Raw genomic sequence first — 16780 nt, 5'->3', positions numbered from 1 at the left:
GACTAGCGGGCCTCCTTGCCCGGGGCGGAAGACGGCGCGGCCTTGTTGGCGGGCGGCACCGCGTGGAGGACGACGCGCGCGTCGGGGCGCAGCACGTCCGTGGCGAACTGCTTCACCGCGGCGGGCGTGACTTCCTGGTAGCGGGCCAGGTCCTGCGCGACGTAGCTGGGCTCGCCCACGAACTGGTTGTACGTCTGGAGCGTGTCGGACTTGCTGCCGGAGCCACCCACGGCCTGCAGGCCCGCCAGCTGGCGCGTGTCATAGCGGGTGCGCGCGCGGACGATCTCCTCCTGCGTGACGCCGTCCTTGCGGACCTCGTCCAGCACCGCGTCGATCTCCTTCTTCAGCTGGTCCGTGGTGACGCCGGGCCGGGCCACCGCCTCGATGGAGAAGACGGACTGCGCGCCCTGGCTCTGCTGCACGGCCTCCACGCTCTGCGCCAGCTGCTTGTCCAGCACCAGCCGGCGGTACAGGCGGCTCGCGCGGCCCGTGCCCAGCGCGGTGGCGAGCACGTCCGCCGTCGCGTCCCCGGGCTTCAGGTACGGAGCGGTGAGCCAGGCCATGGTGAGCAGGGGCAGCGTGGCCACCTTCTCGTCGTGGCGGATGACCGTCTCGCGCGTGACCTTCACGGGCGCCACGTCCGGGCGCTTGGGCTTGGGGCCCGAGGGCAGCGTGCCGAAGTACTTCTCCACCAGCGCCTTGGCCTTCGCGGGGTCGAAGTCGCCCACGATGGCGAGCGTCGCGTTGGCGGGCGTGTACCAGGTGCGGAAGAACGCCTTCACGTCGTCCACCGTGGCCGCGTCCAGGTCCTTCATGGAGCCAATCACGTTGCCGGAGTACGGGTGCGGCGCGGGGAACAGCGCCTGCCACGCCTTCTCCTGCGCTTCACCGTAGGGGGCCGTCTCCACGCCCTGGCGGCGCTCGTTCTTCACGACCTCCTTCTGGGTCTGGAGCTTCTTCTCCGTGAGGGAGTCCAGCAGGAAGCCCATGCGGTCGCTCTCCAACCACAGCGCCGTCTCCAGCAGGTTGCTGGGCACGGTCTCGTAGTAGTTGGTGCGGTCGAAGCTGGTGGTGCCGTTGAGGTCCGTGGCGCCCGCCTGCTCCAGCAGGCCGATGTGCACGTCGTCCGGCACGTGCTTGGAGCCCTGGAACATCATGTGCTCGAAGAGGTGCGCGAAGCCGGTGCGGCCCGGCTGCTCGTCGTAGGCACCCACGTGGTACCAGACGTTGACGGCCACCACGGGCAGCTTGCGATCCACGGAGAGGATGACCTCCAGGCCGTTGGGCAGCGTGTACTTCTCATACGGGATGGCCAGGTTTTCGCGGCCGGGCTCCAGCGGCTTCGCCTCGGGGGTCTGCGCGAGCGCCGGAAGCCCCAGGAACAGGGCCGCGGCGGCGAGGGCCTTCAATCGGGACAAGGTTCCTCCACGGTTCAGGACGGTGCCTCGCGCGCTTAGCACGCGCCCCGGGGCCTGTAAGCCGGAAGGCGACCGGGTGGGCATCAGGGTGCCGGGTGTTGCTCGCCGTGCGACACTGCGCCCATGAGCCTGGAGGTGCCTCTCTCCCAGCAAGGCCGCTGCGCCGCCCACCCGGACCAGCCCGCGGGCGGCACCTGTACCCGCTGCGGGAGCTTCATCTGCGCGGACTGCGCCACGTCCGTGCCGGGCCTGGAGGCACGGCTGTACTGCGCGGCCTGCGCGGCGCGTCCGGACGTGAACTACCTGGAGGCCCTGCGTCAGCGCTACCAGGGCCGCCGCGACGAGTGGGCCTGGGTGGTGGGCGGCGTGACGCTGCTGCTCTGCGTGGGCGCGGCCGCCGCCGTCGCGCAGTGGGGGCTTCGCGCGACGAAGCAGTCGCTGTTCCCGCTGGTGCTGCTCCTGCCCGTGCCGGTGGGCGTGGCCTTCTTCCTGGGCCAGCGCTGGGCTCGGCACGCCCTGCTGCCCACGCCGCTGGTGATGGCGGTGGCGGCGGACGTCCTGCACCGGGACGGCCGCTTCCTCTTCTTCCTGTGCGCCATCCCCGGGCTGCTCACCGCGCTGCGCATCCACCGCGACGTGCGCAACCAGCTCTTCTTCCGGCTGCCGGTGTCATCCGGGTCGCTGAAGGCGCTGTGGGACCTGCGCTTCAACAACCCGCTGGCGCGTCAGGCTTTGAGGTTCGGCTTCAGCGCGGTGTTCATGCCCCTGCTCGCGCCCGTCGCCTTGATTTGCGGCGCGGTGGCGCTGACGCGCGTGGACCTGAAGGCCACCCCGCCCATCGACCGCCGGGGACAAGCCGTCGCCGGCATCGTCCTGGGGCTTGTCAGCCCGGCGGTCTGGGGGTTCATCCTGCTGCCGGTGTTGGACCGGTGGCTGACCTCGATGGTCTACAAGTAGCGGACGGCACTCAGAAGGAGCGGGTCTCCAGCTTGAGCTGGGTGCGGATGGCGTCGCGCGCCCGGTCCCCCGCGCCCTGGCACTGGCCGCTCGCGCTGTCCAGGCTCAGCTCGGCGTTGGTCCGGGGCAGGTCCCCGTTCTGGAAGCACGCCCCCAGCGGCAGCTCCTTCAGCCAGGCGTCCTGGTTGAACATCACGCGCAGGGAGCCGCCTTCCTTCAGCGTGAGGTCGGAGGCGGCCTCGATGCCCATGGCCGTGCCTGCCGGCAGGGTCAGGTCCATGCTCCAGCTCTGGGACACGGACTCCTCGAAGTGGCGGGTCTCGGCCGTGAAGCCGTCCGCCCCCAGCACGAAGTCGATCCGCCGGTAGGTGCCGGGAGGAAGCTCCATCACGGCCTCGTAGGGCTCTCCGGAGGGCAGGTGGATGGCGAACGGGCCCGCGAGCGTGAGCGTGGTCGGGGAGTCTCCGGACTGCTCGCACCCCGTGCCCTCGGGAAGCTGTTCGCGCACGCTTTCGCAGCCGGGCCTCCCGGCCAACTCCAGACGGATGTCGGACACCCGGACGCGGGCGGTCTGCATCTGGAAGCGCATGCCATCGCCGGACTTGATGTCGGGAGGCGACGGCGGAGACGTCATGGCCCGGACGCCGGAGGCCGGAGCCACCCCTGAGGACGCGTTCAGCAGGTCCGCGTTCAGCGAGAAGATGAGCCGGGTATGGGTTCCGGTATCACCACAGCCGGACAGCGCCAGGGTCGTCAAAGAAAGACACAGCCAACGGGAAGGCATGGACATGGGCTCACCGGGGTGAAGCGAGGGAAAGCTTGGAGCTGTTTTCGATGTTGTGTTTCACGCGCTCGGCGGCGCCTTCGCACGCGCCCTTCCCGGACTCCAGGCGCAGCGTGGAGCCATCCAGGGTCAGGTCTCCGGACGCCAGACAGGCCGCCACGGGGACTCCGTCGAGCCAGGTGATCAGGTCCAAGCCGCCCACCACGAAGGCGTCGTCCGAGGCTCCGTCGATGTCGAAGGGGCTCCGGGGCTCGAAGCGCAGGGGCGCGGTGGACGCGAACGCCAGCTTCAGCACGTTGCGCTGGTCCTCCCAGATGAAGCTCGCCTCCAGGCTGAAGCTGGCGAGCACGGGGGTGTGCTGTCCCAGGCGGGCGTCGATGCGGCGATAGGTGCCCCGGGGAATCCGCAGCGGCCAATCCGGGATGATGGTGGCGTCCATCCAGTCCACGTCGAGGGGCTCCCGCACGCTCAACGTCCCGGGCTGTCCCTTCGCCGCGTCGGTGCACGTCATCAACGGGGCCAGCACCCCCTCGTAGTCCGAGCACTCGCGTCCGGACGGCAACTCCAGACGCACGTCGAACAGCGTGGCGTGGGCGGACTCCACCGTGAACAGGAGGCCGTCATCCGAGCGGAAGGTGGGCAACGCCGGCGGCGTTTCCAACGCCGTCCGGCGGGAGGGCGCGGACTCCTCGGTTCGCGGCCGGGTTAGGGTGTCCGAGAAGATGCCGAAGCGCAGCTCGACGGTGTCCGGATCGCCGTCACAAGCAGGCAGACACAGCACGGCGACAGCAAGGCCGGAAGCACGCAACCAGGGGATGGAGGGCATGTCGGAAGCAACGCGTGAGGGGGAGCGCTTCCGGCCGGGCGTCCCGATGCGCAAGCCCCGAAGGGCTCGCGAAGCCGCAGCATGCCCCAGGACCCGAGGAAGGGAACAGCCCTTTCCAGCCCCGGGCATCCATGGGGAGACACTTCACGCGCTCTTCACGGATGGGGGGACAGCCCCATCGCGGCGCTGCCTTCGATGCCGGCGCGCATCCGGTCCGCCGCGCCCTCGCAGACGCCCCGGCCCGTCTCCAGCCGCAGCGTGTTGCCCGTGAGGGTCAGGTCGCCGGACTCCAGGCAGGCCGCCACGCGCGTCTCACCCAGCCAGCGGTTCACGAACAGCCAGCCCAGCAGGACGGAGCCATCCCCCGCGGAGGCGAAGTCCAGTGAGCCCTCCCCTCCCCGGGGCTCGAAGCGGAGGACCGCGTCGGACTGGAAGTCCACCGCCAGCTCGTGGGGCTGGCCCCGCCAGGTGAAGCTCGAGCGGGCGCTGAAGCTGGGCCGGTCCGGCGTGCCCGGCTTCAACCGGGCCTCGATGCGGGGATAGACGCCCCGGGGAATGCGCAGCCCCGCGGCCTCGCGGGTCAGCCCCAGTTTCCAGTCCACCGTCAGCGGGCCCGGCACGGTCAACCGGCCCGGCTGCCCCTCCGCCGCGTCCTCGCAGGTCATCAACGGGGACAGTGTGCCCTCGTAGTCGGCGCACCGGACATCCGGCGGCAATTCCAGACGGAGGTCGACCAGCGTGGAGGTGGCACTGGCCACATGGAAGGTGACGCCGTCCGGTGACTCGAAGAGGTACTCAGGATCCGGTGCGGGATCGCGCAAGGCGCGCACGAGGTTCGAGTCGAGGTTGAACCGCAGCGCGTAGACGTCCGGTCCATCGCTGCACGCGGACAGACACAGCGCGGCGGCGGCGAGGCCGGAGGCGCGAGATTTCAGGAATGGAGGCATGGGAGCGGCGCGACGTGGGGGAAGTGCTTCCGGCCAGGCGTTTCCGGACTCGCGGACCCGAAGGGCCCGTGAAGCCGCAGCATGCCCGGCACCCGGGGGAATGGACAGACATTCCCGTCCACGGTTCCTGTCATCCGCCCGCGCGGTGTCCACGCTGAAGGAGGAACCCCGGCAGGAGAGACGCCATGGCAACACAACGAGTGAGTGACGTGATGACGTCGGACGTGGAGGTCGTCCGCTCGTCTGATTCCTTGAGGGTCGCCGCGGAGAAGATGCGCACCCTGAACGTGGGCCCCATCCCCGTGTGTGACGGCGACCAGCTGGTGGGCATCGTCACGGACCGGGACATCGTGATCCGCGCGGTGGCCCAGGGCCTGGACGCGGAGCGGACCCAGGTGGCCCAGGCGATGACCCGGGGCGTGGAGTACGTCTACGACGACGACGACCTCTCCCAGGCGGCCCAGAAGATGAGGGCCTCGCAGATCCGCCGCATCCTGGTGTTGAACCGGAACAAGCGGCTGGTGGGCATCCTCGCCCTGGGGGACATCGCGGAGGAGCTGGGGGACCAGGAGAGCGGCAGGACGCTCGGGGCGGTGTCCACGCCGTCGCAGCCGGCCCAGCACTGAAGCGGCTACATGCCGCCGAGCTTCGTCTCCAGCTCCGACAGGTCGCGGTGCACGGCCGCGTCCGTCTCCCGCAGGCCCTCCACCTTGCGCACGGCGGAGATGACGGTGGAGTGGTCCTTGTTGAAGCGCGAGGCGATCTCCGGAAAGGAGCTCTTCGTCAGCTTCCGGCTGAGGTACATGGCCACCTGGCGCGCGTGCGCGAGCGCCTTGTGGCGCCGGTCCTCCTTCAGCGCCTCCACGGTGACCTTGTAGAAGCGGGCCACCTCGCGCTGGATGGCCTCCACGTCCACGGTGCGCTGCGCGGGCAGGATGTCGCGCAGCACCTGGGACGCGAACTCCTCCGTCACCGGCTGGCGCGTCAGGCTGTGCATCGCGGACAGCTTCACGAGCGCCCCCTCCAATTCGCGCACGTTCTTCTGCACGTGCTTGGCGATGAAGTGCGCCACGGGGTCCGGCAGGTTGAGGCCTTCCTGTTCGGCCTTCTTCTGGAGGATGGCGACGCGCGTCTCGTAGGTGGGCTCGCGGATGTCGGCCATCAGGCCCATGGCGAAGCGGCTGCGCAGGCGGTCCTCCATGCCGGGCACCTCCGCGGGCACCATGTCGCTGGTGAGCACGATGGCCTTGTTGAGGCCGAAGAGCGTCTCGAAGGTGTAGAAGAACTCCTTCTGCGTCTCCTCGCGCTTGCCCAGGAACTGGATGTCGTCGATGAGCAGCACGTCGCACTCTTCACGGAACTTCCGGCGGAAGTCCGTCATGCGGTGCTCGCGCACGCTCTCCACGTACTCGTTCGTGAACTGCTCGCTGGAGAGGTAGACGATGCGCTGGGTGGGGTCCTTCTCCCAGATGTGGTTGCCCACCGCCTGGAGCAGGTGCGTCTTGCCCAGGCCCGTGCCGCCGTAGATGTAGAGCGGGTTGTAGTTGTGGCCCGGCCGGTGGGCCACGGCCTGCGCCGCGGCGGCGGGGAGCTGGTTGCTGTCCGCCACCACGTAGGTGTCGAAGGTGAAGCGCGGGTTGAGCCGCGCGGGCCGCATCGAGTTCACCTTGACGGTGGGCGTGGGCGGCAGGTCCGAGGACGGCGGAGGTCCGACGACGACCTCATAGGCGACGCGGCCCAGGGACGGCTCCAGCCGGGCGATGTGCGTCTCCAGCATGGAGCGGTAGTGGTCATCCACCCAGTCGCGGAAGAAGCGGTCCGGCACGCCCAGGACCAGGGCGTTCTCGCGCACCTCCATGGGGCGCATCCGCTCCAGCCAGGTGAGGGCGTAGTGCAGCCCCTCCTGACGGATGGCTTCCAGCGTGCGGGTCCAGATGACGCCGGCACTGGGCAGCGAAGGCGAAGGGGCTTGGGCGAGGGCGTTCACTTGGAGGCTCAGAAACGGCGCGGAAGGAGGGAACCCGCGGACGTCTGGCGGTGCTAACACCCGCTCTCCGGCTGATCAAGGAACCGGCCTGTAGCACGGATCAGCGGGACGCCCTGCCGGGTGGGGATGATCACCCGCGGTGGATCCGCTTTTCCGCCACCGGCGCGAGCCGTTCCGGTGGGTTGCGCGAGGTGGGCGGTGAGGCCACCTGAACGGATCCACCGTAGGTGCCGGGACGTCCTGCGTTGGACGGATGGCGGTGGTCTGGGGGCCTCCCCTTCCCGATGCTCTTTCCCACTGCGCCGGTACAATCCTCCCGGGACCCACTGACCTTATCTGTGCCCGTGCCAAGGGAACTGCTCCTCTGCGACACCCTCACCACGGCTTCATTCTGAAGCGGAGGCCGAGGAGGCTGTCCGCCAGCTCTGGCGCGAGATCAGTGCAGTTTGGCGGTCCAGCGTGCCTTCTCGGCCTCGAACTTCTGAACAGAGGACACGCAGTCGGTGGGCACATTGGCCACGCCGCCATTCAGCAGGTTCAACAGTTCCTGGGGATCAGCCAATCTCAACTGGATGGCGGAACAAGTCAGGCCCCTGAGCGCGTCGACGCCCACTGCATCTCGCGCCAGATTGTCTGGGATGATCCGGTCCTTCGGCGAGTACAAATGATAATAATTGGCGTTTCCGTTCCAGATCTCCGTCCCGTTTTTCGCAGCCATGTTCAATGTCGCATAGTTGAATAGGTACAATTCGCCTGTGGTGATGGTCCAAATCGACATCCGCGGCAGCTTCATGAGCGCGAACCATTCATCACGTGTGAGAGTCGCGCCGGGCTGGAGCGCAGGGTCGAACAAGCGCATCCCAACCGGGGTTTCAACTGCGAGGGCAACATGATAGCCCCAGTCGACCTTCTGACTGGCGGAGTCAGTGGCTCGTAGACCAATGGTGCCCTGGATCGCGGCTGTATAGCGAGAAGGACCCACCACCCATATCTTCTTGGTTTTGAGCCTCAAGGACTCTGGAAGCATCATGTACGCCGCATGCGCCCGGTCGTGGCAGCCACTGTAGAGATAAGGTGGGAACTGCTCCATCGCGCTCACTGCCTGCTCGAATTGCATCGTCTCCGCGTGGGTCAAAGCAGGCGCGGATGACGCATTCTGCGGGCCGTAGGTGCCGAATTCTTCAATTGGCTGATAAATTGGAAAGGCCTCTTGAGCCTCTGCCGATGCCATCAGCGAAACAATGCCCGCAGCGCAGGCAAGAACCATCAAAGGCCGCATTTCTACTCCCCCTGTTACTCCGGCGCGACCAATCCTAGACGGGAGAAAGGGCCTTGAGGAAGTAGGCCGCGCCATATCCCGTGCCCACTCCTCTCCAATCGCTGGTCGTGTGCTGGCCTTGGTTGCCTGGGGACGTGCGGATGCCTGTGCTACGGCTCAATGATGGTGCGGCGCCCGGCCCAAGGAAAACGCCGCCCCGCGAAGGCGGCGCAGTGCGAGCCCCTGTGTATCGGACCTCCAGAGATGGCTGACAGCTGGTGTACGTCGTCTATGCCATCAGATGGAATGGACCCAGGAGGAGGTTGCGCATCGGAGCGGCGTGACGGTGCGCGTCTACCCGCGTAGAGGGAGAGGAGGTCAAGCTCACCCTCACGACCCTCGCGCGGATCGCCAAAGGCTTCGAGGTGGAGCCGGTCAAGTTGTTCAGGGTGGCGAAGAGCCGGCAGTCGCGCCGAAAAGGGATCCGCAGGACGACCCTGCTAGGGTGGAACCCTGGAGGTCCTTCCGGACGTGCCCTACTTTCCATGTCGGCTCTCGCTTCTGGTGTTGCTGATAGCAGGCGCTGCAGTTGCCCAGCCCTCCCCTTCTGCCCGGCAACTCCGGCAGCGTGCTCTCTCCCTGCTTTCGAGTCCGGTGGATGCCTCCGTCCAGGTGGCGAAGGGGACGCTCACCACCCTCACCTTCGACTCGCCGCTCCTCCCCAGGAGCGTCGTCGTGCAGGGCCGAGACACCCACTTCGAGCGCTTCGTCGTGGAGGAGCGCACCGTCACCTTCAAGCCCAAGGTGGACCTGTCCGATGACGAGCGGCTCCTGCTCACCGTCCGCTTCGCGGATGGGGCTGCGCCGCAGGAGGTCATCTTCGTACTCGTCCCCGCCAGCGATCAGGTGGACGCCGCGGTCGAGGTCCTTCGCCGCGCACGCAGCGCGGAGGCGCTCCAACAGGAACTGGCCCAGGTGCAGGCTCAACTGTCCGCGCTTCAAGGCAGGTGCGGTGACGGCGGTCCATCGGGGCTCATCCTCTCCGGACTCCTGGACCCCTCTATCAGCGTCATGCGGTTGGACACGACCGCTCCTCCGGATAACGCGAATGGGCTCAAACTGAAGAGCGGCGTTGTTTACAGGACCCGCATCTGGGCAGTCGTCGCGCTTTGGGTACTCAACGCCGGGGGACAACGAGCTTGGAGCGCTGGAGGTGTTCGCCTCGTCACCATGCGCGGCCAGTCGGTCCCGGTGAAGTCCGTGCGCATGGAGAAGGCTCAACTCGGACCAGGTGAAGCGGGCCTGGTGCTCGTGGAAATCGGAGCACCCTCGGAGCAGCATTCAGAAGAGCTACGACTCGAGTTGTCGGATCCAACCAGCGGCCGGACCCTGCGCATCAGCGGCGTGTGGCTGCAGGCGAGCCAACAGTTGAGGAGGACCGGTCCATGACGATGTTGCCCCTGCATCCCGACCATCTTGCGCCCGGCAACCAGGTAGGCCCCTGGCGAATCCTCGAACTTCTGGGAGGAGGCGGTGGCGGCCGCCTCTTCAAGGTGGAGCGCGAGGAACATCCCGGACAGCCCTTCACGCTGAAGGTGGCTCTGCGACCCGCAGGCCAGCATGAGCGTGAGGAAGAAAACGCGGATGGCCGTGTCTCGCGCGAGGCCGCCATCCACATGGCCTACGACACGGGGCTGAAGGTCCATGCGCTGGACCACTGGTTGGGCCCCTCCGGCTACCTCTATTTCGTGACGGACTACGTGGAAGGGGAGACCTTCACTGAGTGGTGTTGGCGAGTGAAGCCCACCGCCGCGCGACTGCTCGACGTCTTCACCGAGGTGGTGAGGCTCGTCGGCAAGTTGCATCGGCGCCAGCTGTGGCACCGGGATTTGAAGGGGTCCAACATCCTCATCCGCAAGCAGGATGGGCAGCCGGTGCTCATCGATTTCGGCGTGGCCCGGCAACCGGGCATGGCCACCTTGACGGTAGGTGTGCCCCCAACCTCGCCCCACCTCCTTCCTCCAGAGTCCCTGGCCTTCCTGTCCGAAGGCTCCTGGAAGGAGGGTGCCGCCTTCGAGCCTGGCCCTGCAGGAGACCTCTATGCCTTGGGAGCACTGCTCTACGAGGCACTCACGGATGGCTACGCCTTCGACCCGCAGCTGCCCTACGACAAGCTCGTCCTCGCCATCGCGACGAAGGCTCCCTCGCCCCCCCACGTCCTCAACCCGAGGGTTCCGCGAGTGCTGGGTGACATTGCTTTGCGTCTGCTCGCGAAGCGCCCCGAGGACAGGTATGCCGGCACCGAAGCCCTCCTGCAGGCCCTCTGGGACGCAGCGAAGGAGAAGAAGAAGCCGGAGTGGCAGTCCTCCCTGGAGCCGCCGTTACCAGAGGAGGTGGGCACCTCGGAGACGTCGGTCCAGAGAGATGCGGAGCACTCCAAGGCTCCGATCGCCGCCGCCGAAGACGCGCCGCAAGACGATGCTCAGTCCAGGCCAGCGGTTCCGCCTCCAGGGTGGAGCCGGGGGCGCGCAGTGGCATGGGCGCTATGTAGCGCGCTGGCGGTTTTTCTGGCCCTGTGGCTCGCGCTCAGCATGCTCGCGCCCCCATTCGAGAAAGGAAGCTCGTTCGTGCCTCCCTCCACCGTTTCCGCCCTCCGGCACCTTCCCTTGTCCCGGCACGTTGCCGCGTTGGTGTGCGCCACGGCCGGGCTTGCCTGCCCGAGCGTGCCCATGCGGCCCGACAGCGGCGTGCTCTGCCCCGAGGCTTCAACGCAGGCCATGTTCCAGCGCCTCAAGATCCGCAAGGAACTCAATGCCGTCGTCGACATCAACCAGCCGGGCGACCAGAGCCAACTCGGCACGTATCAGGAGGGCCCCGTCGTTGGGCGCATCGTTGCCTACGCCTGGACGGATCCGGCGCTGCCCGACGGCACATTGCTCTACGGACGCTTGTGGGCGGACCCAGGTGTCTACGATCAGGGCAAGGAGGCCGCCATCGTCCGTTACACCGAAGCCCGGCTTCCGGATGGGAGCAGCTATCCCGTCTGCATCGTGCTGGGGGGGCCTGATGGCCGTGTCCCGAAGCAGCCGGGATCCAAGACTGGCTCCGCCGTCCTTCCCCGGGAACTCCCGGCGGACGCCGTCTGGGGCTGGCCCTGAGCACGTCCGCATGAGGCCTGGCTCACAGTGGCCAAGACTCGCCGTTCCTTGCCCCGTCCCCCCTTTTCCTACATGATCGCCCGGTCCACCCGGCGCAGGGCTGCACGGTCGGCGCTGGTGATCCTTGATTGACTTGTCCAGGAAATAGGGTTACGGACGCCCCCTTTCCAATGTACGGGTCGCGCCGGATGGTCCAGGCGCTGCCTTCAGCTCTCAGGAGTCGTTGTGTCCAAGCGCACGTACCAGCCGTCGAAGATCCGGCGCAACCGCGCCCACGGGTTCCGTAAGCGGAATGCCACCAAGGGCGGCCGGGATGTCCTCAAGCGCCGCCGGGCCAAGGGCCGTAAGCGCCTGGTGGTGTCGTCGTTCAAGAAGTAACTGGACGCACGGACGATGGCCGAGGGAGCGGCGCCGCGGGTGCCTCAGGCAACCGACGAGCGCTTCCCCAAGGCCCTTCGCCTGCTCCAGCGGCGTGAGTTCCTGGAGGTCCAGGAGGGCGGTCAGAAGATTCCGTCCGACTGCCTCCTGGCCCTCGTTCAACGCAACTCCCGGGCGCACTCCCGCGTAGGGCTCACCGTCAGCAGCAAGGTGGGCAACGCGGTGGTGCGCGCTCGCCTTCGCAGACTGCTTCGCGAGCTGTTCCGCAAGCAGCGCGGGCAATGGCCCCCCGGTCTCGACGTAGTCCTGGTCGTCCGCTCCTCGGCGAAGGAAGCCTCCTTCGCGCAAGTTTCCCGTGCGTTCGACGGCGTCACCCGTAAGCTGCAACGGCTCTTTCCGGCACCTCGCGTGCCCCCTAAAGAGCCCGCCCCATGAGTCCACTCGCCTTCGTCATCGCCCTGCCCATCCGCTTCTACCGGCGGTTCCTGGGGCCGCTGCTGCCGAAGGCGTGCCGGTTCCACCCCTCGTGCTCCACCTACGCCATGCAGGCGCTGGAGAAGCACGGCGGGGTGAAGGGCAGCGCCCTCACCGTCTGGCGCCTGCTGCGCTGCCAGCCATTCCACCCCGGTGGATTCGATCCCGTCCCCTGACGGTTTGCTTCCGCCCGCCCTCCGGCCGTCCGCCGCCGGCACAGGGAAATCCATGACGAACGACCCGCTGTCGCCCCAGTCCAACGATTCGCAGAAGCGGCTGCTCCTGGCGCTCGCCCTCTCCTTCGCGGCGACCGCCGCCTACACCTTCTTCTTCGCCCCCAAGGAGCCGCTGCCGGGCGCGCAAGGCACGGACGGCGGGGTCGAGGTCGCCGCCACGCTGGACGCGGGCACCCCGGGCATGGCCGCCGTGCCCCCGCCGGGCGCGGGCGGCGAGGACGCGGGCACCCACGCGGAGGCGCCGCCGCCTCCCGCGCGCACCGTGGACTTCGCCCGGCCGGAGGTGAAGTACACCTTCTCCTCCGAGGGCGCCGGCCTCACCTCCGCCGTGCTCCAGGGCACGAAGATGCGCGAGCAGCAGTCGCTCACCGTCAAGGAGGGCTTCGAGAAGCTCTTCGGCAAGGACATCCCCCCGCCGCCGCAGATGAACGTGGCGCACCCGGTGGCCGGCCAGCCCCTGCCGCTCGCGGTGACGATTGAAGGCGGCGCGCCGCTGGCGGCGAACACCCGCTACGCCGTGCAGGAGGGCCCCACCGACAACGGCGGCAGCGTCGCGTTCACCGGCCGCCAGGGCCCGTGGGAGGTGACGAAGACGGTGCTGTGGCCGCGCGACGGCTTCGAGTTCACCTACACCCTCCAGGTGCGCAACACCTCCGCCCAGCCGCAGACGGGCGAGCTCAAGCTGCACTACAGCCGCGCCATCAACCCGGAGTTCGAGCACGCGCCGTCCTTCTTCGGCGGCGTGGGCAACCTGAGCCGCGCCTCGTGCCAGGTGGGTGAGGAGCTCCACAACCTGTCCCCGGGCGACAAGCCGCCCGAGGAGACGCGCGGCCCCATCTCCTTCTTCGGCATCAACCAGCAGTACTTCCTGTCCGCGCTCTACCCGCTGGACGGCGCGCTCAACGGCCACTGCACGCTGACCGCCACGCCCACCGCGCGCGAGGTGTCCGCGGGCTTCCCGCTCAAGGTGGAGCCCGGCCAGGTGGCCACGTTCCGCTTCGGCGGCTACCTGGGGCCCAAGGATCCGGACCTGCTGCGCCTGGTGCCCGGTCCGGAGCTGCGCGGCGTGGCCGGCCTGAACGCCACGGCGTTCCACCCGATGCTGGAGGACACGGTCGACTTCGGCATCTGGGCGGTGGTCTGCAAGCTGCTGCTCGCCGTCATGAAGTTCTTCCACGGCATCGTGGGGAACTGGGGCGTCGCCATCATCCTGCTCACCGTGGTGGTGAAGCTGGCGCTGTTGCCGCTCACCTACCGCTCCATGGTCAGCATGGAGGCGGTGAAGGTGCTGCAGCCGAAGATGGATGAGATCCGCAAGAAGTTCGCGGACGACAAAGAGCGCCAGAACATGGAGATCATGAAGCTGTACCAGGAGGCGAAGGTGAACCCCCTGGGCGGCTGTCTGCCGCTGCTCATCCAGATGCCGGTGTGGATCGCCCTGTTCACGTCGCTGCGCAACAGCTTCGAAATCTACGGCGAGCCCTTCTTCGGCCCCATCTGGCGCGACCTCACCTACAAGGACCCGACGTACATCCTGCCGCTGGCGCTGGGCGTGTCGATGATCATCACGCAGAAGATGCAGCCGCAGATGATGGACGCGGCGCAGGCGCGGATCATGACCTGGGTCATGCCCATCATCTTCACGTTCACGCTGCTGCAGTACCCGGCGGGCCTGTCGCTCTACATCTTCACGAACAACGTGCTCTCCATCGGCCAGCAGTGGGGCCTGCGCAAGTGGCTGGACCGCAACAAGAACCAGACGGGCGGCGGGACGCCGGCGGTCGTGGCCGCCGGGGGAGGCAAACGCAAGTGAGCGGGACACAGGGCGTGGCGGGCGGCGGGGACTTCCGCCCCCGGGTGGAGAAGCTGCTCACGGACATCCTCGGGCTGATGGGGTTCCCGGCGCGGCTGGACCTGCAGGACGCCACCGACGGCAGCCTGTCCGTGGCGCTCCACTTCGAGTCCGGCGCGCCTCCGGGCGTGGAGCCGGGCAAGCGCAGCCAGGTGCTGGATTCGCTCCAGTTCCTGCTCAACAAGATGCTCCACCGCCCTGGCGTGGAGCGCCGCTGGGTGATGCTGGGCGCGGGCGCGCACCCGGAGCCCCGGCCGCGCCGTGAGGCACCGCAGCAGGCGCAGGCCCCCGCCTCCGCTCCGGCCGCGTCCGTGGCACAGGTGGCGGCTTCCACGCCCGCGCAGCAGCCGGCCCGGGCCGCGGCGCCTGCTCCGGCCGCGCAGCCGCAGCAGCGCAACGCCCGGGGTGGGCAGCCGGCGCAGCAGACCGCGAAGCCCGCGCAGGCGCAGGCGGCCGCGAAGGGCACGGAGGCGGACGAGCGCTCGCTGCAGGTCGAAGAGGATCCGGTGTTCCGGGAGGCCGTCCGCAAGCTCGCGGAGAAGTCCGCCAGCCTGGGGCGCTTCTATGCATTCGCCGCGATGAAGACTGAGGACCGCGCGCGCGTCCTGAAGGCAGTAGAAGGAGTGGGTGGAGTGAAGGTGGCGGCGGAAGGTGAAGGCCGCAACCGACGCGTGGTGTTCACCCCGGCGAAGCCTGCCCCGATGCCCAAGCGGAGCCTGCTGCCGGACGACGACGAGGACGACGTCGACGCCTGAGTGGGTGCCCTCGAGGGGCCTGCTCGGAGCCGCCGGCGGGCGCCTGGGACGAGGAGCGAATGGGTAAGTCGAAGGGACTGAAAGACAAGCTGTACGGCGCGGCGGTGCTGAAGATGAGCTTCCGCCTGCGTGGGGATGAAGAGTCCCCGGCCTTCCGCTTCGTCTACCCGGGCGTGTTGCGCGACCTGGAGGTCGACGACGCCGAGGTGGAGAAGTACATCGAGGAGCACCGCGACGACGTGGAGCGCGCCGCGCGCGGATCCACGCCGCCGCAGGGCGTCCGCTAGGAGTGAAGGGACCCGGTACGCCGCGAGGTTGCAGCCGCGGGCGCCTCCGAGGTGAGAATGCGAGCCTCCAATCAAGAGGGGGCTGCATCCTTGGGTATTCCGTCCGTGCGTCGTGCGCTGTTGCCATTGGTGTTGTTCGTGTCCGCCTGCAAGGCGGGCGAGATGGGTTCCTCGGGGGCCCAGGGTGAGCAGGGCCCTCAGGGGCCACAAGGGATCCAGGGGCCCGTGGGTGAGACCGGGCCGCAAGGCGCTCAGGGAAGCCAGGGGCCCGTGGGTGAGACCGGGCCACAAGGGCTCCAGGGCCTGACGGGTGAGACCGGTCCGAAGGGCGATACCGGCGCGAAGGGGGAACCGGGCGCGAAGGGTGAGCCGGGCGAGAAGGGCGACACCGGCGCGAAGGGTGAACCGGGCGAGAAGGGCGACACCGGCCCGAAGGGTGAAACGGGGCCCTCCGCCGCGGACGTGCTCGCGACCGCGCGGATCCGCCTGGTTCCGCTGGGCGCCACCGCGCTGGAGTCCGGCGCCGCGCTGCGGGCGGCGGTGGACGCCGTGCCCTCGAATGGTTCGGAGACCTGGGTGCTGAAGCTCGGGGCGGGGACGTATGACCTGGGCGCCACGGGACTCATGCTGAAGCGGGGCGTGTTCCTCGTGGGCAGTGGGACCCAGGTGTCCCGCGTCGTCTCCTCCACCGCGGATGGGGGCACCGTGCTGGGCGCCAACGGCGCGGGCCTGCGAGACCTCTTCGTCGGCAACACCGGCGGGGGCTTTCAAGCCGTCGCGCTCTTCAATCAGAGCAGTGGTTTCGTGGTGAGCGACGTCGTGGCCGAGGCGCGCAATGGCCAGAATCTCACCCATGGCGTGCTGTACCAGGACGTGGATGGCCTGCCCGCGGACGGGCTCGTCCGGGTGCGGGCACTGGGGAACTCCTCGACGGGGCAGGTCAGCGGGATGTACCTGAGCAGATGCACCCTGAAGGTGACGGACAGCCTGCTCGAGGGCCGGGGAGCGCCGGGGAGCGGAGACGTGTTCGGGCTGCTGGCCGAAGGCGGCGCCGTCGAAGCGTGGCGTGTCACGGCGACCGCGAGCGGGGGGCCGCGCGGCCACGGCGTGTATGCCGCGGGTCCCATGCTCCTTGCCCAGTCGGATGTCTCCGGCGAGGGAACGGAGAACGGCGTGGGCGTGACGGTGCTCAGCCCGGGTGCGAAGGTCCGGTACGTCCGTGCGAAGGGGTCCTCGCGCAGCATGGTCGTGGATGCGCCCTCCTCCCAGCTGGAGTCCGCCGTGCGGGTCAGCCATTCGCTCTTCGAGCAGAACGTCTTCGTGACGGCCAACACCTGGGTGCGGATGTCCCAGTCGACGCTCTCCGGAGGACTCACCGCGGAGCCCCAGGCGCTTCCTGGCTGTGTCATGACGTCGGATGACACCCGGGCGCTGGCCGGCGACTGCACCTGAGCTTTCATCGG

At 68.4% G+C, this 16780-nt stretch carries 17 protein-coding genes; 11 read left to right on the top strand and 6 right to left on the bottom strand.

The features are described from left to right. Positions 1–2: 2 nt before the first annotated feature. Positions 3–1409, bottom strand: a complete 1407-nt coding sequence (locus tag NR792_RS27325) for a M16 family metallopeptidase (protein ID WP_375761702.1) — start codon at positions 1407–1409, stop codon at positions 3–5. A 132-nt stretch (positions 1410–1541) separates the two neighbouring features. Here NR792_RS27325 and NR792_RS27320 point away from each other — a divergent pair, with 132 nt between their 5' ends. Continuing rightward, entirely contained in the window at positions 1542–2375 is an 834-nt protein-coding gene (locus tag NR792_RS27320; RefSeq protein WP_375755630.1) for a B-box zinc finger protein, read from the top strand. Between the two features lie 10 nt (positions 2376–2385). Here the strand turns inward: NR792_RS27320 and NR792_RS27315 are convergent, their stop codons facing one another. From NR792_RS27315 to NR792_RS27305, 3 genes are all read right to left on the bottom strand, one after another. Then, positions 2386–3159 carry a hypothetical protein gene (locus NR792_RS27315; protein WP_375755629.1) on the bottom strand — a complete coding sequence of 258 codons (774 nt, stop codon included), beginning with the start codon at positions 3157–3159 and terminating at the stop codon, positions 2386–2388. A 10-nt stretch (positions 3160–3169) separates the two neighbouring features. Beyond that, complete coding sequence (locus NR792_RS27310) at positions 3170–3985, bottom strand: hypothetical protein (protein WP_375755628.1); 816 nt, start codon at positions 3983–3985, stop codon at positions 3170–3172. 155 nt (positions 3986–4140) lie between these two features. Beyond that, positions 4141–4932 carry a hypothetical protein gene (locus NR792_RS27305; RefSeq protein WP_375755627.1) on the bottom strand — a complete coding sequence of 264 codons (792 nt, stop codon included), beginning with the start codon at positions 4930–4932 and terminating at the stop codon, positions 4141–4143. Positions 4933–5117: 185 nt separating this feature from the next. Here NR792_RS27305 and NR792_RS27300 point away from each other — a divergent pair, with 185 nt between their 5' ends. After that, positions 5118–5558: a CBS domain-containing protein gene (locus NR792_RS27300; protein ID WP_375755626.1), complete on the top strand. Its 441-nt coding sequence runs from the start codon at positions 5118–5120 to the stop codon at positions 5556–5558. A 5-nt stretch (positions 5559–5563) separates the two neighbouring features. On the opposite strand, the gene dnaA is transcribed toward NR792_RS27300, so the two are convergent. Beyond that, on the bottom strand, positions 5564–6919 hold the full coding sequence (dnaA, locus tag NR792_RS27295; protein WP_375755625.1) for a chromosomal replication initiator protein DnaA: 1356 nt from the start codon (positions 6917–6919) through the stop codon (positions 5564–5566). A gap of 436 nt (positions 6920–7355) precedes the next feature. Next, positions 7356–8198, bottom strand: coding sequence for a protein-glutamine glutaminase family protein (locus NR792_RS27290; protein WP_375755624.1), 843 nt, complete (start codon positions 8196–8198; stop codon positions 7356–7358). Between the two features lie 510 nt (positions 8199–8708). Between NR792_RS27290 and NR792_RS27285 the strand changes: the two genes are divergently transcribed. The 9 genes from NR792_RS27285 (at position 8709) to NR792_RS27245 (ending at position 16769) form a co-directional block, all read left to right on the top strand. Beyond that, positions 8709–9626 carry a DUF2381 family protein gene (locus NR792_RS27285; RefSeq protein ID WP_375755623.1) on the top strand — a complete coding sequence of 306 codons (918 nt, stop codon included), beginning with the start codon at positions 8709–8711 and terminating at the stop codon, positions 9624–9626. Continuing rightward, positions 9623–11335, top strand: coding sequence for a serine/threonine protein kinase (locus tag NR792_RS27280; protein WP_375755622.1), 1713 nt, complete (start codon positions 9623–9625; stop codon positions 11333–11335). Before NR792_RS27285 ends, NR792_RS27280 begins: the two co-directional genes overlap by 4 nt. Before the next feature lie 225 nt (positions 11336–11560). After that, positions 11561–11713, top strand: coding sequence for a 50S ribosomal protein L34 (gene rpmH / locus NR792_RS27275; RefSeq protein ID WP_120526629.1), 153 nt, complete (start codon positions 11561–11563; stop codon positions 11711–11713). A 15-nt stretch (positions 11714–11728) separates the two neighbouring features. Continuing rightward, a complete protein-coding gene (gene rnpA, locus NR792_RS27270) occupies positions 11729–12148 on the top strand; it encodes a ribonuclease P protein component (protein ID WP_207053737.1) in 420 nt (139 codons plus the stop codon). Further along, positions 12145–12363, top strand: a complete 219-nt coding sequence (yidD, locus tag NR792_RS27265; RefSeq protein ID WP_120526631.1) for a membrane protein insertion efficiency factor YidD — start codon at positions 12145–12147, stop codon at positions 12361–12363. The genes rnpA and yidD overlap by 4 nt, the downstream gene beginning before the upstream one ends. A 52-nt stretch (positions 12364–12415) precedes the next feature. Beyond that, a complete protein-coding gene (gene yidC, locus NR792_RS27260; RefSeq protein WP_375755621.1) occupies positions 12416–14236 on the top strand; it encodes a membrane protein insertase YidC in 1821 nt (606 codons plus the stop codon). Then, positions 14233–15030 (top strand): hypothetical protein, encoded by a 798-nt coding sequence (locus NR792_RS27255; protein WP_375755620.1) that lies wholly within the window; start codon positions 14233–14235, stop codon positions 15028–15030. Before yidC ends, NR792_RS27255 begins: the two co-directional genes overlap by 4 nt. 59 nt (positions 15031–15089) lie before the next feature. Next, positions 15090–15317, top strand: a complete 228-nt coding sequence (locus tag NR792_RS27250) for a hypothetical protein (RefSeq protein WP_375755619.1) — start codon at positions 15090–15092, stop codon at positions 15315–15317. A 270-nt stretch (positions 15318–15587) separates the two neighbouring features. Next, the gene (locus NR792_RS27245) at positions 15588–16769 is read left to right on the top strand and encodes a hypothetical protein (RefSeq protein WP_375755618.1); all 1182 of its coding nucleotides are present in this window, start codon (positions 15588–15590) and stop codon (positions 16767–16769) included. The last annotated feature ends 11 nt before the right edge of the window (positions 16770–16780 follow it).

Source organism: Corallococcus exercitus (assembly GCF_042231735.1).
Lineage (GTDB): Bacteria > Myxococcota > Myxococcia > Myxococcales > Myxococcaceae > Corallococcus > Corallococcus exercitus_B.
This window is presented reverse-complemented; position numbering and strand designations above follow the sequence as displayed.

Coding starts and splice junctions, on each gene's coding strand:
- NR792_RS27320 (WP_375755630.1), top strand. CDS start 1,542: ATGAGCCTGGAGGTGCCTCTCTCCCAGCAAGGCCGCTGCGCCGCCCAC.
- NR792_RS27315 (WP_375755629.1), bottom strand. CDS start 3,159: ATGCCTTCCCGTTGGCTGTGTCTTTCTTTGACGACCCTGGCGCTGTCC.
- NR792_RS27310 (WP_375755628.1), bottom strand. CDS start 3,985: ATGCCCTCCATCCCCTGGTTGCGTGCTTCCGGCCTTGCTGTCGCCGTG.
- NR792_RS27305 (WP_375755627.1), bottom strand. CDS start 4,932: ATGCCTCCATTCCTGAAATCTCGCGCCTCCGGCCTCGCCGCCGCCGCG.
- NR792_RS27300 (WP_375755626.1), top strand. CDS start 5,118: ATGGCAACACAACGAGTGAGTGACGTGATGACGTCGGACGTGGAGGTC.
- NR792_RS27290 (WP_375755624.1), bottom strand. CDS start 8,198: ATGCGGCCTTTGATGGTTCTTGCCTGCGCTGCGGGCATTGTTTCGCTG.
- NR792_RS27280 (WP_375755622.1), top strand. CDS start 9,623: ATGACGATGTTGCCCCTGCATCCCGACCATCTTGCGCCCGGCAACCAG.
- rnpA (WP_207053737.1), top strand. CDS start 11,729: ATGGCCGAGGGAGCGGCGCCGCGGGTGCCTCAGGCAACCGACGAGCGC.
- yidD (WP_120526631.1), top strand. CDS start 12,145: ATGAGTCCACTCGCCTTCGTCATCGCCCTGCCCATCCGCTTCTACCGG.
- yidC (WP_375755621.1), top strand. CDS start 12,416: ATGACGAACGACCCGCTGTCGCCCCAGTCCAACGATTCGCAGAAGCGG.
- NR792_RS27250 (WP_375755619.1), top strand. CDS start 15,090: ATGGGTAAGTCGAAGGGACTGAAAGACAAGCTGTACGGCGCGGCGGTG.